This window comes from Streptomyces piniterrae, from assembly GCF_005048155.1.
In the GTDB taxonomy this organism is placed as follows: Bacteria; Actinomycetota; Actinomycetes; order Streptomycetales; family Streptomycetaceae; genus Streptomyces; species Streptomyces piniterrae.
In genome coordinates this window covers 838247-851906 of the sequence record NZ_SUMB01000001.1, presented here as the reverse complement: position 1 = coordinate 851906, position 13660 = coordinate 838247, and the positions used below count along the sequence as shown (strand labels likewise).

17 protein-coding genes are annotated in these 13660 nt (G+C 68.6%); 5 read left to right on the top strand and 12 right to left on the bottom strand.

The annotated features are described in order from the left end of the window. Positions 1-71 precede the first annotated feature (71 nt). Complete coding sequence (locus FCH28_RS03780; RefSeq protein WP_136738173.1) at positions 72-698, bottom strand: YigZ family protein; 627 nt, start codon at positions 696-698, stop codon at positions 72-74. Positions 699-942: 244 nt separating this feature from the next. Here FCH28_RS03780 and FCH28_RS03775 point away from each other — a divergent pair, with 244 nt between their 5' ends. From FCH28_RS03775 to FCH28_RS03765, 3 genes are all read left to right on the top strand, one after another. After that, on the top strand, positions 943-1749 hold the full coding sequence (locus FCH28_RS03775; protein ID WP_136738172.1) for a type VII secretion system-associated protein: 807 nt from the start codon (positions 943-945) through the stop codon (positions 1747-1749). Between the two features lie 283 nt (positions 1750-2032). Next, complete coding sequence (locus tag FCH28_RS03770; protein WP_136738171.1) at positions 2033-2440, top strand: CoA-binding protein; 408 nt, start codon at positions 2033-2035, stop codon at positions 2438-2440. Between the two features lie 25 nt (positions 2441-2465). Beyond that, positions 2466-2978: a GNAT family N-acetyltransferase gene (locus FCH28_RS03765; RefSeq protein WP_136738170.1), complete on the top strand. Its 513-nt coding sequence runs from the start codon at positions 2466-2468 to the stop codon at positions 2976-2978. A 23-nt stretch (positions 2979-3001) separates the two neighbouring features. Here FCH28_RS03765 and FCH28_RS03760 read toward each other — a convergent pair whose 3' ends face one another. Both FCH28_RS03760 and FCH28_RS03755 read right to left on the bottom strand, forming a co-directional pair. Next, positions 3002-3559, bottom strand: coding sequence for a YbaK/EbsC family protein (locus tag FCH28_RS03760; protein WP_136738169.1), 558 nt, complete (start codon positions 3557-3559; stop codon positions 3002-3004). A gap of 43 nt (positions 3560-3602) precedes the next feature. Continuing rightward, the gene (locus FCH28_RS03755; RefSeq protein WP_136738364.1) at positions 3603-4175 is read right to left on the bottom strand and encodes a helix-turn-helix domain-containing protein; all 573 of its coding nucleotides are present in this window, start codon (positions 4173-4175) and stop codon (positions 3603-3605) included. Positions 4176-4293: 118 nt separating this feature from the next. Between FCH28_RS03755 and FCH28_RS03750 the strand changes: the two genes are divergently transcribed. Continuing rightward, a complete protein-coding gene (locus FCH28_RS03750; RefSeq protein ID WP_136738168.1) occupies positions 4294-5163 on the top strand; it encodes an EamA family transporter in 870 nt (289 codons plus the stop codon). A gap of 73 nt (positions 5164-5236) precedes the next feature. On the opposite strand, the gene FCH28_RS03745 is transcribed toward FCH28_RS03750, so the two are convergent. Beyond that, positions 5237-6007 (bottom strand): acyltransferase, encoded by a 771-nt coding sequence (locus FCH28_RS03745; protein WP_169314046.1) that lies wholly within the window; start codon positions 6005-6007, stop codon positions 5237-5239. 145 nt (positions 6008-6152) lie between these two features. Here FCH28_RS03745 and FCH28_RS03740 point away from each other — a divergent pair, with 145 nt between their 5' ends. Beyond that, on the top strand, positions 6153-6689 hold the full coding sequence (locus FCH28_RS03740; protein WP_136738166.1) for a gamma carbonic anhydrase family protein: 537 nt from the start codon (positions 6153-6155) through the stop codon (positions 6687-6689). Positions 6690-6767: 78 nt separating this feature from the next. On the opposite strand, the gene FCH28_RS03735 is transcribed toward FCH28_RS03740, so the two are convergent. The 8 genes from FCH28_RS03735 to FCH28_RS03700 form a co-directional block, all read right to left on the bottom strand. Beyond that, on the bottom strand, positions 6768-7532 hold the full coding sequence (locus tag FCH28_RS03735; RefSeq protein WP_136738165.1) for an enoyl-CoA hydratase/isomerase family protein: 765 nt from the start codon (positions 7530-7532) through the stop codon (positions 6768-6770). A 53-nt stretch (positions 7533-7585) separates the two neighbouring features. After that, positions 7586-8359, bottom strand: a complete 774-nt coding sequence (locus tag FCH28_RS39835; RefSeq protein ID WP_342781562.1) for a cytochrome P450 — start codon at positions 8357-8359, stop codon at positions 7586-7588. A 579-nt stretch (positions 8360-8938) separates the two neighbouring features. Further along, positions 8939-10306, bottom strand: a complete 1368-nt coding sequence (locus FCH28_RS03725) for a cytochrome P450 (RefSeq protein WP_136738163.1) — start codon at positions 10304-10306, stop codon at positions 8939-8941. 10 nt (positions 10307-10316) lie between these two features. Beyond that, positions 10317-10907, bottom strand: coding sequence for a GTP-binding protein (locus FCH28_RS03720; protein ID WP_136738162.1), 591 nt, complete (start codon positions 10905-10907; stop codon positions 10317-10319). Next, positions 10882-11262, bottom strand: coding sequence for a DUF742 domain-containing protein (locus tag FCH28_RS03715; RefSeq protein ID WP_136738161.1), 381 nt, complete (start codon positions 11260-11262; stop codon positions 10882-10884). The genes FCH28_RS03720 and FCH28_RS03715 overlap by 26 nt, the downstream gene beginning before the upstream one ends. Beyond that, positions 11259-11666 carry a roadblock/LC7 domain-containing protein gene (locus FCH28_RS03710; RefSeq protein ID WP_136738160.1) on the bottom strand — a complete coding sequence of 136 codons (408 nt, stop codon included), beginning with the start codon at positions 11664-11666 and terminating at the stop codon, positions 11259-11261. The genes FCH28_RS03715 and FCH28_RS03710 overlap by 4 nt, the downstream gene beginning before the upstream one ends. Further along, entirely contained in the window at positions 11663-12844 is a 1182-nt protein-coding gene (locus tag FCH28_RS03705) for an ATP-binding protein (RefSeq protein WP_136738159.1), read from the bottom strand. Before FCH28_RS03705 ends, FCH28_RS03710 begins: the two co-directional genes overlap by 4 nt. A gap of 445 nt (positions 12845-13289) precedes the next feature. Beyond that, on the bottom strand, positions 13290-13646 hold the full coding sequence (locus FCH28_RS03700; RefSeq protein WP_136738158.1) for a DUF4333 domain-containing protein: 357 nt from the start codon (positions 13644-13646) through the stop codon (positions 13290-13292). Positions 13647-13660 lie beyond the last annotated feature (14 nt).

Here is a 13660-nt window from a genome sequence, read left to right as displayed (position 1 = left end):
GCCGACGGTATGACCGACGTTCACGGAAGGCGCGGCACGATATTTCCCTCAGGGACCCTCCGGGCCGTGCGTCACACGTCCCCGTATGCCTCGCCGCCCAGCTCCAGCCCCGCGGTACCGGCTGTCGCATCGGCCAGCCAGGCGCGGAAGGCGTCCAGATCGGCCTCCGGCAGCCCGACCTCGATGCGTACGTCGGCCCCGTAGGTCACCTCGCGCACCGCCCGCCCCGTGGTGCGCAGATCGTTCTCCACCCGGCCCGCCCGCTGGTGGTCGACGGTGACCGTGACCAGCCGGAAGCGCTGCCTGGTGACGGTGCCGAGCGCGTCCAGCGCCTCCCCGACGACGCCCCCGTAGGCACGGATCAGACCGCCTGCGCCCAACTTCACACCGCCGAAGTACCGCGTGACCACGGCCACGACATAGCGCACCTCGCGGCGCACCAGCATCTGCAGCATCGGTACGCCCGCGGTGCCGCCCGGCTCGCCGTCGTCGCTGGCCTTCTGGACACCGCCGTCCGCGCCGATGACGTACGCGAAGCAGTGGTGGCGGGCGGTGGGGTGCTCCTTGCGGATGCGCGCGATGAAGTCCTGGGCCTCGGTCTCGGTCGCGACGGGCGCGAGCGCGCAGATGAAGCGGGACTTGTTGATCTCTATCTCGTGGACACCCTCGTGCGCGAGAGTCCGGTACTGGTCCTGCATCGCACCAGCCTATGCGGCCCCACCGGACACACCGACACGCCCTCTCCGGGGGTCAGCGCCGCGCTGCGGTGTCCGCCGTACGGGCGCAGCCGGCACGGCCACGCGGCGTACTCGCGGGGCCCCTACGGTGCGTCGGGCAGACGTGCGGGCCGGCCGTGGGCAGTGTGAGCCCAGGGCGAGGGCCTCGTGTTTCCGGGGCCGACTCGTGTACTCAGGAACGGAACGGCGGGTTGGCGGAGGCTTCATGGACAACAGCACACAGTCGGCGATGACGGCGGGCGCACCCGTGACCGGTTCGGATATGCCCGAGCCGCCCCCGGAGGTCATCGAGGCAGCACGGAACGCGCCCGACCACTGGCTGGCAATGGTGGATCTGACCTGGTCGGGCGACGGGCCACCGCCGCTCTGGGCGTTGATCGGCCAGTGGCGGTCGGGCCCCACCGGCGAGATCGAGGAGTGGCGGGACAACCCGGAGTACCGGCCGTCCCCGCAGATGCTGGACTGGTCGGACCCGGCCGACGCGGTCGACAAGGCGATGCAGCTCGCCGCGACCGGCTACGGGCCGGCGCAGGACGTACACGAGGCGCTGGCGCGCGCCGAGGTATCCGTCCTGGTCAGCACGACCGGGACACCGCTCGCCGCGGCGTCCCCCGAGGGCACGCCGGTGATCCCCGTCTACACCTCCCCGGTCTACCTCGAATCCGTGGGCCGGCTGCTGTACGACCGGCGGCCGGTGGCCGAGCTCGTCGAGCAGCTGCCGCCGGGGCATGCCCTGTATCTGAACCCGACCGGCCCGGTGAGCATGCTGGTGGAGACCAAGCCGCTGCGCGCGGCGCTGGCCGCCGTCGGCACCGCGGCGGCGGAGCAGACGGACGAGGCCCTGGAACCGGCCGCTCCGGAGGCGCTGCGTCCGGGCACCGGGGCCGCCGGCGTCGAGCCGGTGCCGATCGGCAAGCCGGCCCGTACCGCGGGTGACGGCACCGTCATCGGCGACGGCCCGGTCATCGGGGCCGGTATGGCAGGCAGCGGGGTGGTCGGCGGAGCGAACTGACCCGTCGGCACACGGACCCGCCCCGCCCGTCTTCCCCTTCGGGCGGGGCGTCTGCGTACCCGCGCGGATGCGGGCCCCTGCCCGGGGTCGGCTCCTCAGGTTTTCTGCTCAGGTTTCTGCTGATGGCGGGAATCTCCGGAGGGCCGGATCCGTTGATCGACACAGGACCTGTGACCGACAAGGGATCTTCGACCGGCACAGGACCTTGATCAGCTCCTTGGTCAGCTCCTCGATCAGCCCCTTGATCAGCTCAGGACCCTTCTCCATCCGCGGGAGGCAGCGCGTGTACGGCGACCCCAGGACGATCCGCAGGATTCTCACCGAGCTCGGCGACACCTGGGCGGTGGTGGGCCTGTCCAACAACGAGCGGCGGGCGGCGCACGGCGTGGCCGACGTACTGCAGCGGTACGGCAAGCGGATCGTGCCGGTGCACCCGAAGGCCGAGACGGTGCACGGCGAGAAGGGCTATGCCTCGCTGGCGGAGATACCGTTCCCGGTCGATGTGGTCGATGTGTTCGTCAACAGCGATCTGGCGGGCGGGGTCGCCGACGAGGCGGTGGTGGCCGGGGCGAAGGCCGTGTGGTTCCAGCTCGGTGTGGTCGACGAGCGGGCCTGGGACCGGGTGCGCGAGTCCGGCCTCGACATGGTGATGGACCGTTGTCCGGCCATTGAGATACCCCGTTTGGGCTGAGCGCCGACTGCGTTAGCTTCCGTGCATGATCTCGCCACGTGTCGCTCTCCCCGAGGATGCCGCCGAGCTCGTCCGGCTGCGCCGTCTGATGTTCCTGGCGATGAACGGACGGGACGAGCCGGGGAGTTGGGAACGGACCGCGGAGGCGGTGGCGCGCCGGCAGCTGGCCGGGCCGGACGCACCGCTGTGCGGGTTCGTGGTGGACGGCGACGAGGCCGGTGCTCCGCACCTGGCGGCCTGCGCGGTCGGGCGGATCGAGGAGCGGCTGCCGGCCCCGGGACACCCGTCGGGGCTGTTCGCGTTCGTCTTCAATGTCTGTACGGATCCGCGCTATCGGGGCCGCGGCTATGCGCGCGCCACGACGGAGGCGCTGTTGGCCTGGTTTGCCGAGCGAGGCGTCAGCCGGGTCGATCTGCATGCGACGGACGACGCCGAGCCGCTGTACCGAAGCCTGGGCTTCGCCGAGCACTCCACGCCCCTGTCGCTGGATCTACGGTCCCGCGCACAGGCGACCGCGCGGGCCACGCCGGCCACCTAGGGAGCCGTGCGCCACCGAGGGGCCTAGCCGACGCCCAGCCCCTCCAGCACTGTGGCTCCCGGCAGTTCGGCCAGCGCCTTGCCCGGCACGATGAGCTTTCCGCGGCGGCCACCGCTGCCGATCAGCGCGTACGGGGTGTCGGCGACGGCGGAGTCCACGAGGATCGGCCAGGCGGTGGGCAGTCCGATCGGTGTGATGCCGCCGTATTCCATGCCGCTGTCGCCGACCGCGGTGTCCATCGGCGCGAACGACGCCTTGCGGGCGCCCAGTTGGCGGCGGACCACACCGTTGACGTCGACCCGGGTGTGCGAGAGGACCAGACATGCGGCCAGGGTGACCTCACCGCCGCGCTTGCCGGCCACCACGACGCAGTTCGCGGACTGCTGGAGCAGCCAGGCCCCGTAGTGCTCGACGAGGAGTTCGGTGTCCGCGATCGCCGGGTCCGTGTCGACGTAACGGAGTTCCTCGACCGGTACGGATCCGTGCCAGCCGCGGATGGCGGCGGCGACGGGCTCGGTCAGCAGGTCCAGGCACTCGGCGGCGGGCCGGACATCGTCGAAGGCATCCATGGGCACGGGCATGGCGACAAGCTAACAGGCGCAGCCACCCGTGCGTTCGGCCGTCTCAGCGGCCAAGCGGGATGATCACCGACATGGTCATCTCGACCGGTTCCGTACCGTCGTTGCGGTAGCAGTGGGCGACCTTGGCCTCGAAGGTCGCCGAGGCGCCCGCGGGCACCGTGTGCTCCTCCCCGTCGACGAGCAGTGTCAGCGTGCCGGCGCGTACGTGGAGGAGCTCGACGGTGCCGGGCGGATGCGGATCGGAGCTGCTTTCGTCGCCGGGCATCAGCCGCCAGTCCCACATCTCGAACGGCCCGGGGGCCTCGGCCCCCACCAGCAGCGAGGTGTGGCTGCCGGCGTCGGTGGACCACATCCGGACGGCCTCGCCCGGGGCCACGACACGTACCTGGGGGCCCTGTTCGTAATCCAGCAGCGTGGTGATGCTGACGCCGAGCGCGTCGGCGATCTTGACGGTGGTGCCCACGCTCGGGTTCGTACGGGCCTGCTCGATCTGGATGATCATGCCGCGGCTGACGCCGGCGCGGGCGGCGAGGGCGTCGAGGGTGTAGCCGCGTTCGGTGCGCCAGCGTTTGAGGTTGCGTGCGAGCGACTGGGTGAGCTGGTCGAGGTCCGTCACGGGTCCGTCCAAGTCGGCGCTTCTCAGCGGTTCAATATATTCAATTCCGTAGTCGATTTTCTTGTACTACGGTGTGGTGCACTTCAGCGTCCAGCTCACTGTACTGCGAGGTTTCACCATGACTGCGGTCTTCGCCCTGGCCACCAGCCTCCTCTGGGGGCTCGCCGACTTCGGCGGGGGACTGCTCACCCGACGTCTGCACGCGCTGACCGTGGTGGTCGTCTCGCAGACACTGGCCGCCGTGGTGCTGGGCGGCATCGTGGTGATCACCGGTGGCTGGCGGGAAGCCGGTCCGCAGCTGTGGTTCGCGGTCGCGGCCGGCATCGTGGGGCCCGCCGCGATGCTCTGCTTCTACCGCGCCCTGGCCCTCGGACCGATGGGCGTGATCTCACCGCTCACCGCGATCGGCACCGTCCTGGTACCGCTCAGCGTCGCCATCGTCGCAGGTGAGCGGCCCGGACTCGGACAGGCCGCGGGGATGGTCGTCGCCGTGATCGGTGTGCTGCTGGCCGCCGGACCGCGGGTCGGCGGCGCGTCGGTGGCCCGCCAGACGATCGTCCTCACGGTGATCTCGGCGCTCGGCTTCGGCGCGGTGATGACCCTGATCGCGAACGCGTCCACGACCGTGACCGGGCTCTTTCTCGCCCTGTTCGTACAGCGGGTGTGCAATGTCGCGGTCGGCGGCGCCGCCCTGTACGCGACGGTGCGGCGGGGTACACCGGCACTGCCCGAGGGCGGGTTCGCGGCGCTGCGCGGCTCGCTGCCCGCGCTCGGCTTCATCGGTGTGGCGGACGTCGCGGCCAACGGCACCTACGCCATCGCGGCCCAGAACGGCCCGGTCACCATGGCTGCGGTGCTCGCCACGCTCTACCCCGTGGTCACCGCGGTCGCCGCACTGGGCGTCCTCAAGGAGCGGATGCGCGCGATACAGACGGCGGGCGCCTCGCTCGCCCTGGTCGGCACGGTCCTGCTCGCGTCCGGCGGCTGACGGCAATGGCTCAGGCCCGACAGCCGACAGCCGACAGCCGACAGCCGACAGCTAACGCTGCATCAGCCGGCGCTCAGGTGGCGTCCGCCGGCTCCGTCGCCGCCCCGTCCTCCCACTCCCCCAGCGCGACCAGCTGCTCCGGGCTGACGCCCTCAGGAATCGGCACCGGCGCCGGCGTGCGCAGCGGCGGCTGCCAGCCCGCCTCCGGGTCCCAGCGGCGGACGATCTTGGCGGGCGCGCCGGCGACCACGGCGTGATCGGGGACCTCACCCCGCACCACCGCGCCGGCCGCGACGACGACGTTCCTGCCCAGCCGCGCGCCGGGCAGGATGACCGCCCCCGTACCGATCCAGCTGCCGGGGCCGATCGAGACCGGGTCGGTGCGCGGCCACTGCTTCCCCACCGGCACCTCGGGATCGTCGTAACTGTGGTTGGTGGTGGTGATGTAGACGCCGGGTCCGAAGAAGCAGTCGTCGCCGATCGTCAGCCGGACATCGGCGATCACATGGCTGCCGCGGCCCAGCACCACACCGTTGCCCAGCGTGAGGATGGGTTCCGAGCCGAGATCGAGATCGGGCATCATGCCCGCCGTCAGCGTCACGTCCTGGGCGATGATGCAGTAGTCGCCGATCTCGATCCACGGGTCGCCGAAGACGGTGCCCTGCGGATAGGCGAGCCGGGCGCCGTGGCCGATACGGCGGAAGCGGTACGGGCCGGGGCACTCGGCCGTGACGGCCGCGGCCTCTCTCACCCAGCGCGCGCCGCGGTGCACGGCGCGGGACACGGCCCGGCGCCGCCAGGCCGCGACAGACGAGAACACGTTCTGGTTTATCGGCACCCGCACACCGTACTCAGCGTGCCGGGCGACCGGCCGCACGCTGCGCTGTGATCTTCGCCCCACCCCCGGCCTCCCCGGCCGCCCACCGTCCGCGCGGGCGTCGTCTACGGTGCTCAGGGGCGCGGCACGGATCTGAGAAGGAGAGCGGACGATGGCAGGACGGGCGTTGATTTCACAGGTGGGCGGCGACGAGCCGACGATCGATCCGGCGGCGTTCACCGCCCCCACGTCGGTCGTGCTCGGTGACGTCACCATGGCGGCCGGTTCGAGTGTCTGGTACCACGCGGTCCTGCGCGCCGACTGCGGCCCCATCGTCCTCGGCGCCGACAGCAACATTCAGGACAACTGCACGGTCCATGTGGATCCGGGCTTCCCGGTGACCGTCGGCGAACGGGTCTCCGTGGGCCACAACGCGGTGCTCCACGGCTGCACCGTCGAGGACGATGTCCTGGTCGGCATGGGCGCCACGGTCCTGAACGGTGCCCACATCGGCGCAGGCTCGCTGGTCGCCGCGCAGGCACTGGTCCCGCAGGGCATGCGGGTGCCGCCCGGTTCGCTGGTCGCCGGGGTTCCGGCGAAGGTCAAGCGGGAGCTGACCGATGAGGAGCGCGAGGTGATCCGGTTGAATGCCGCGATGTATCTGGAGCTGGCGGCGCGGCATCGGGAGTCCGTGAAGGACATCGACTGACGAGGCTCCGTAGGGGAGTGCCGCGCCGGGCGCTGCGGTGCGGCACTCCGCGTCGGGGCCGCACCACGGCCGGGAGCGTCAGCGGCGCCTGGCGGACTCGGCCGCGGCCAGTACGGAGGTCATCAACTCGGCGTCGAAGAGGGTGGCGTCCGCGAGGCGGTTGGCGCCCGCGTAGGCGTTCATCATGACTTTGGCGGTCCGCAGGGCGGCGGGTGACCTGCGGACCAGCGGCCTGGTCCACAGCCTGATCGCATCGTCCAGCTTCTCCTCGGGGACGACCTTGTGGAGGATGGACAGCTCGGCGGCCTTGGCCGCGTCGAAGCTGTCGCCGGTCAGCACCAGCTCGCGGATCCGGGCGGCGCCCGTCTCGTTGAGCAGCCGTGGCAGCGCACCGCCCCAGGCGGGCGGCATGCCGAGGGCGAGCTCAGGCATACGGAAGCGGCAGTTGTCCGCTCCGGCACGCAGATCGCAGAACAGCGCGAGGGCCATACCCGCGCCGATCACCCCGCCGTGCAGCCGGGCGATGGTGACCACGTTGAGGGTCGCGAGGGCATCGCAGACCCGGCGCGCCTTGGCCGCCAGCACGCGAAGTTCCGCTCCCCCGGAGTCGGCGGCCAGGATCTCGGAGAACTCCCTCCGGTCGCCGCCCAGACTGAAGTCGTCACCCGCCCCGGAGAGAATCAACACGCGAACTCCGGACTCGTCCTGCAACGCGCCCAGCACGGCCAGGAGTTCGTCGAGGAGCAGGCCGGAGATGGCGTTTCCGGTCTCGGGGCTGTTCAGCTGTACTTTGAGGACGGGCCCCTCGGGTATGACGTGGAGCGCCTTGAAGTCTTCGACCACGGTGTTCGTTGTTCCTCGTTTCTCTTTGCCTGCGCCGCCTTCCTGACGGCTCGTCAGGATCTGGCCACCCGCAGTTCCATGATGCGTCGGAAGCCCACACGTGGCGCCCAGACCGGGGCGGCACTGACACGGAGACCGGGCAGGCGTCTGAGCAGCCCGGTCAGCAGTGTCGTCGCTTCCAGACGCGCCAGCTGCGCGCCCAAGCAGTAGTGGATTCCGCCGCTGAAGCTCAGATGGCTGGCCTTGCGGCGGACATCGAAAATATGCGGATCGAGGTGGTGGGCCGGGTCGTGATTGGCGGCGCCGACCATGAGATGCACCATCCGGTCCTTCTCGATGGGCACTCCGGCGAGGGTGGTGTCGGCGGTGGCGATCCGGCTGATCACCTGGTTCGGGGAGTCGTAGCGCAGCACCTCCTCGACCGCGTCCGGTATGTGTTGCGGATGCGCACGCAGCCATCCCAGCTGGAGTGGATGTTCCAGGAGCAGCCACACCATGGTGGACAGCAGCGTCGCGGTGGTCTCCGGCGCGGCCAGGAAGACCAGGAGCGCGAGCAGATAGACGGCCTCGTCGGCCGCCTCCTGGTCGGATTCGAGTCCGTCCCAGGTCCGGAGCCAGGCGGACACCGGGTCGTCGCCGGGCGCTCTGCGGCGCTCCTGCACCAGCCTCCTGAAGTACGCCTCCAGTTGCTCGGTCGCCGCGTCGGAGCGGGCGAGCTGGCTTGCCGAGGGGAGCAACTCCTGGGTGAACACCTGATCGTGGGCGAGTGATCGCAGCAACGGGTAGTCGGCGGGCGGCAGTTGGAGCCATCCACCGATTGCGCTCATAGGCAGTTCTTCGCTGACAATCGAGCTGAAATCGGCCTCGCCGTCGCGCAATTCACCGGTGAGCCGGTCGAGGAGTTTCTCCACCGTTTTCTCGATCGAAACTCTCAGGACAGGAAGGGTATTCCGGTCGAACATATTCCCCACGGACCGGCGCACCCGGGTGTGCTGCATTCCGTTGAGCGCCGGCATCGTTCTGCTCATTTCGCGTGAGGAACGCGCGCCCCACCGCGTTCCATCACCCTGTCGAGCCCGCCATCCGCTGTCGGGTACCTGCCAAGCTCGATCCCTCAACACCTGGTCACACAGGCCGTAAGAGGTGATCAGGTACCCGCCCCACGGAGCCGGAACCACGTCTCCCATGGACCTGAGTTCCGCATAGAACGGCAACGGATTCGCCTGACCGCTCGCCGTACGAAGGCGAGAGAAAAGCGAAACCACAGCACGCCGATCAATGGTTGGGGAAGCCAGTGCGGGCTCCACAGTGACTCCTTTAGAAGATCAAATAAGCCGCGACACCCCTATCTACCCCTGCGCCTGAACATTCATACGAAGAATGCGTGATCGACGTTGTTGTGAACGTCACACCTTCCACCAGTTGAGGAACCCACTCCACCAACTACTCTTCCGGGACTTGCTATTTCCGCCCTGAACCGGGGCATTCCCGGCCGCCTGTTCACCTCCGGCAGTGGGAACGGCGCCCCGGTACTCGCTGCGCACCGGGGTGAATCGGGCAGGCAGTGCGTTGAGCGACCGGTGGAACGGGCCCGGCCGCCAGGTCAGGCTCTCCTCGGGCACGCCCAGCTCGATGTCCGGCAGAACGTTGAGGAGCTTTTCGATCGCCTGCACGGAGATCAGCAGGGCCGGGTCCTTGGCCGGGCAGGCGTGCGGGCCGGCTCCCCAGGCGAGATGCGCCCGCTTGCTGAGCGTCTGACGGCCCACGGAGAGGTTCGGGTCGGTGTTGGCGGCCGCGAAGCTGATCATCACGGGGTCGCCCGCGCTCAGCTTGTTCCCGGAAAGCTCCACGTCGGACACCGGGTAGTGCACCGCGTAGTTGGCGATCGGCGGGCTGTTCCACAGCACGTCGTTGATGGCGTCGTCGACCAGGACACCGGCCGAGTGCTGGCCTCCCGCGTACTTCTCGTCGCACAGCAGCAGGCGCAGGGCGCTGGAGATGATGTTCTGCATCGGCTCGGCGCCCGCGCCTATGAGCATGATCAGCTGATGGATCATTTCCTCGTCGGACAACTGGGCCTGATGCTGCATCAGCCATGAGGTGACGTCGTCGCCGGGATTGGCCCGCTTCAACGCTACCAACTCGAAAATCGACTCCGTCAGGACCTCGTTCGCCTTCTCCGCGTCGACACCGTCGAAAATGCCGGAGAACCCGAAAACCAGCCGGTCACCGATTTCGGCCGGGCAGCCGAAGAGGTCGTTGAACACCAGCAGCGGCAGCCACTGCGCGAAGTCGGATACCAGATCCGCCTTGCCCCGGCTGCTGAACTGCTCGATCAGATACGACGCGACGCGGTCGACATGCCGGCCCATCCGATGCATATCGATCCGGGCCAGGCTGTCCGTCACCGCCTGGCGCAGCCTCAGATGGACGGCACCATCGGAGAACAAGCTGTTCGGCCGGTACATCATCATGGGCAGGACGGGGCTGTCCAGCGGGACCTGGCCCTCGTTCAAGGCCCGCCACCTGCGGGGATCCCGCGCGAACGTATCGGGATTCTGCAGCACACGAAGCGCCGCCGCGTAATCCGTGACAAGCGTGGCCTGCACACCGGGAGCCAGCTCGACGGGCGCGCTGGGACCGTGCTGCCGCAAATGCTCGTAGAAAGCCTCGGGGGCAGCGGCAAATTCGGGTCCGTGCAGGGGGACGCCCTCGCCGCCGGTGTGTGCCGGGCAGCCCGGTGGCGGACCCTGGAATTCCGAGTGGGATTGCATGCCTGAACTCCTAGTTGAGGCGGGACTGAAGATAACGGACGAGGACGATCAGTGAATCCGCCGACGACCGCTGGTCGCGCACATCGCAGGTGACGACGGGCGTCTCGGGGAGCAGGTCCAGTGCCTCGCGGATCTCTTCGACCGAGTGGGCGGGCGTCCCGTCGAACCGGTTCACGCCGATGGCATACGGAATTCCGTACTGCTCCACCAGGTCCATGACGGGGAAGGAGTCGGCGAGGCGCTCGGGATCGACCAACACCAGCGCGCCGAGCGCGCCGCGGGTCATGTCCTCCCACACCTGAACGAAGCGCTGCTGACCGGGCGTTCCGAACAGGTAAAGGACCAGTTTTTCACTGAGGGTGAGACGGCCGAAGTCCATGGCGACCGTTGTCGTGGTCTTGCCGGGGACCCCTTTCAGGTCGTCGATTCCGGCGCCGGCCTGCGTCATGACCTCTTCGGTACGCAGCGGGGGAATCTCGGACATGGTCCCGATGAACGTCGTCTTGCCCACGGCAAAATGCCCGACCACAAGGATCTTCGCCGCGGTCTGCACCGAATTGCGCAGGTAGACGCCGTCATCCAAAGCGAGCCTGGAGCCCATTCAGCACCTCCTCAAGGATTTGCCTGTCGACGAGCTGGGCGCTCGGTATGGGCGCACGAGTACAGAGGTGTCCCTCCTCGGTGAGGTCGGACACCAGAATCTTGGCGACACCCACGGGCAGCCGTGTGTGTCCGGCGATCTCGGCGACCGAAAGAAAACCTCCCGAACACAGCTCCATAACGCGGAGCTTCTCCGGGTCGAGCGGTTTGGTCCTTGGGGGGTTCTGGTGCACTGTGACCAGCGTGATCAGTGAGAGGTCACTGTCATCTGGAAGTTCGCGGCCGTTGGTGATGACATACGGCCGTACTAATTCCGCGGCTTCGTGTTCCAGCTCCGGTTCGTCCGAGGGCGTCATGGTTGGATATCAGCCCTCTCACGAGGCGGGGCGGTCAGCGCCTTGCCGAGCTGTCCGACAAGCTGCTGCATCCGGAAGCTGATCTCCGCCATGTCGACGTCCGGGGAAGCCGAAACGGCGAGGTAGGCGCCTTCGCCGGCCGAGATGAGGAAGACCCAACCGTGGTCGAATTCGACCAGCGTCTGACGCCAGTGCGGACGGTTTCCACTGCTCCGGCAGAAGTCGGCGACCGTACGGCTCAACGACTGCATTCCGCTCATCGCGGCGGCGACGGTGTCGGCGTGGTCCCGGCCGACATCCTTCGAGCGGGCCATAAGAAGCCCGTCCGCGGAGACGAGAATGGCGTGCTGCGCTTCGGGCACTTCCAGAGCACTGTCAAGCATCCACGACAGATCGTAGTTCACTGAGCCTCATGCCCTTCACTGCTTGCATTGGTCGAACGACGGCCCGACTGCGTCCCCCGCTGGAATGCGCCCATGGCGGACGCGGTCCTGGCGCTGTCGCGGGCCGGGTCTTGGGCGCGCTCCGTTTCGGCCGGCACGATGGAAATGGCGCCGCGCCGGCGGCGCTTGGGCAGACCGCCGGCCGTGGTCGCGGGGGCGGCGGGCGCGGGAGTGGGCGCAGGAGCGGGAGCGCGAGCGGGAGCCGGGTACCCGGAAGGGTTCTCCTCGGGCGGCATCGGGGCGGACACGGCCACGGCAGGGCTCTCCTCGGGCTCGTGCAGGGACGTCAGCAGATCGTCGGGGAGCAGGACGACCGCGCGGACGCCGCCGTAGGGCGATGTGGAATCCACGGAGACACTGAAGCCGTAGCGGGCGGCGAGCACGCCGATGACGGTGAATCCGAACTGCGGCGGATTGCCGAGGCTGGACACACCTCGTGAGCCCTCGCCGGACAGCAACTCGGCGGCCTTGGCCTTCTCTTCCTCGTTCATGCCGACACCCGCGTCGTCGACGACGATACAGACGCCCTTCGGCACCGGACGAATATTGATCTCAATCATCGTTTCCGGCGCCGAATAGCTGGTGGCGTTGTCCAGCAGCTCGGCAAGGGTGAGGGCGACCGGTTCCACGGCACGGCTCACGATGGCGAAGTTGCTCTGCGAACGGATCTCGACGCGCGTGAAGTGGCGGATACGGCCCTTCGCGCTGCGGACCACGTCGTAGAGCGAGGCCGCGGTGCGCCGCCGGCCCAGCCATCCGTCGCAGAGCACCGCGATGGACTGGGCCCGCCGCGCGAACTGCGAGTTCATATGGTCGATGTCGAGGAGGTCTTGCAGGAATTGGCGTTCACCATATGTTTCCTGCATCTTCGAAATGGCCAACTGCTGCTCGCTGGCGAGGCCTTGAAGGGTCCGCATGGCGGCCTTCAGGGTGTTTTTCGTGGCCTCTTCGGCTCGGTCCTTCGCCTCCTCGACGGCCTCCGCGTAGTGATCCTCCAGGGTGGCGTAGCGTTGCTTGAGCTCGCCCTTTTCTTTTCGCAGCTCCGCGATCTTCTTCCTGCTCTGAATGATCGCGGCAGCAGCGACAGGGGTACCAGCGATCAAACCCCAGAGCGCTGGATCCTGGAAATATGGCGTCATAGGACTCTCTTCGGACGACGGTGCCACCGGGTATCGAATGCCTGGGTGGCGCGTTCCACGTCACTCGCGATTCCAGACATGCGTGAACGGCCGCGCAGGGTCGCCCGCCCAGAGCCCGTCGAAGGCCCGGCTAATGGCATACCTCTCCCCAAGTGGCTGTTTCTCAGGCCAATGCGCGGAATTTCCGTCTTGCCATAGCAGGTGTTTACCGCCGCTGGCAAGCGGGATGATCTTAGCATCAAGGCGACACGCCGTGTCCATGCCGATCTTCTCTGATACGACCCTGACGGGGATTCAACATTGGTTCCATTTGGGGCCATTGGACGCTGTTGCGAAACCCGGGGCCGCTCGTGAAGTACCGACCATCGCGCACCGCAACGCGATCTTTGACGCCTCGGCGAACACCACGGCCGGCCACCCGGAACGGCGGCGCGGCCACCGCGTCTCAGCCGTGCGGTGCGTCGTGGACGTAGGTGATCTCGCCGCCGCCGACCCGGACGACCCGTACGGTCATATCGCGGTCGGTTCCCCGCAAGTAGTGGGCGGTGCAGCGGATCCGCGCCCCCTTCACGGCACGCAGATCCCTTGCGCAGTCGACCGAACGCGGGCCGCGGGGAATCACCGGGAGCGACAGATGCCCCGAGATCGACCGGGCGACCTCGGCACGCGGCACGGCGCCGGTCACGTCGTCCACCGGGCTGGTCGCGTCCCGGTCCAGCAGCCAGTGGTTGCCCGCCGTGAAGCTCCCCGCCAGCAGAGCCAGCCCCGCCAACACCAGGCCGACAGCCCGCAGATACCGCACAGCACTCCTTCCAC

What these genes read in the sequence shown, in the direction of transcription:
- FCH28_RS03780 (WP_136738173.1), bottom strand. Translation starts at nt 698, where the DNA reads ATGCAGGACCAGTACCGGACTCTCGCGCACGAGGGTGTCCACGAGATA.
- FCH28_RS03775 (WP_136738172.1), top strand. Translation starts at nt 943, where the DNA reads ATGGACAACAGCACACAGTCGGCGATGACGGCGGGCGCACCCGTGACC.
- FCH28_RS03765 (WP_136738170.1), top strand. Translation starts at nt 2,466, where the DNA reads ATGATCTCGCCACGTGTCGCTCTCCCCGAGGATGCCGCCGAGCTCGTC.
- FCH28_RS03760 (WP_136738169.1), bottom strand. Translation starts at nt 3,559, where the DNA reads ATGCCCGTGCCCATGGATGCCTTCGACGATGTCCGGCCCGCCGCCGAG.
- FCH28_RS03750 (WP_136738168.1), top strand. Translation starts at nt 4,294, where the DNA reads ATGACTGCGGTCTTCGCCCTGGCCACCAGCCTCCTCTGGGGGCTCGCC.
- FCH28_RS03740 (WP_136738166.1), top strand. Translation starts at nt 6,153, where the DNA reads ATGGCAGGACGGGCGTTGATTTCACAGGTGGGCGGCGACGAGCCGACG.
- FCH28_RS39835 (WP_342781562.1), bottom strand. Translation starts at nt 8,359, where the DNA reads ATGAGCGCAATCGGTGGATGGCTCCAACTGCCGCCCGCCGACTACCCG.
- FCH28_RS03725 (WP_136738163.1), bottom strand. Translation starts at nt 10,306, where the DNA reads ATGCAATCCCACTCGGAATTCCAGGGTCCGCCACCGGGCTGCCCGGCA.
- FCH28_RS03720 (WP_136738162.1), bottom strand. Translation starts at nt 10,907, where the DNA reads ATGGGCTCCAGGCTCGCTTTGGATGACGGCGTCTACCTGCGCAATTCG.
- FCH28_RS03715 (WP_136738161.1), bottom strand. Translation starts at nt 11,262, where the DNA reads ATGACGCCCTCGGACGAACCGGAGCTGGAACACGAAGCCGCGGAATTA.
- FCH28_RS03705 (WP_136738159.1), bottom strand. Translation starts at nt 12,844, where the DNA reads ATGACGCCATATTTCCAGGATCCAGCGCTCTGGGGTTTGATCGCTGGT.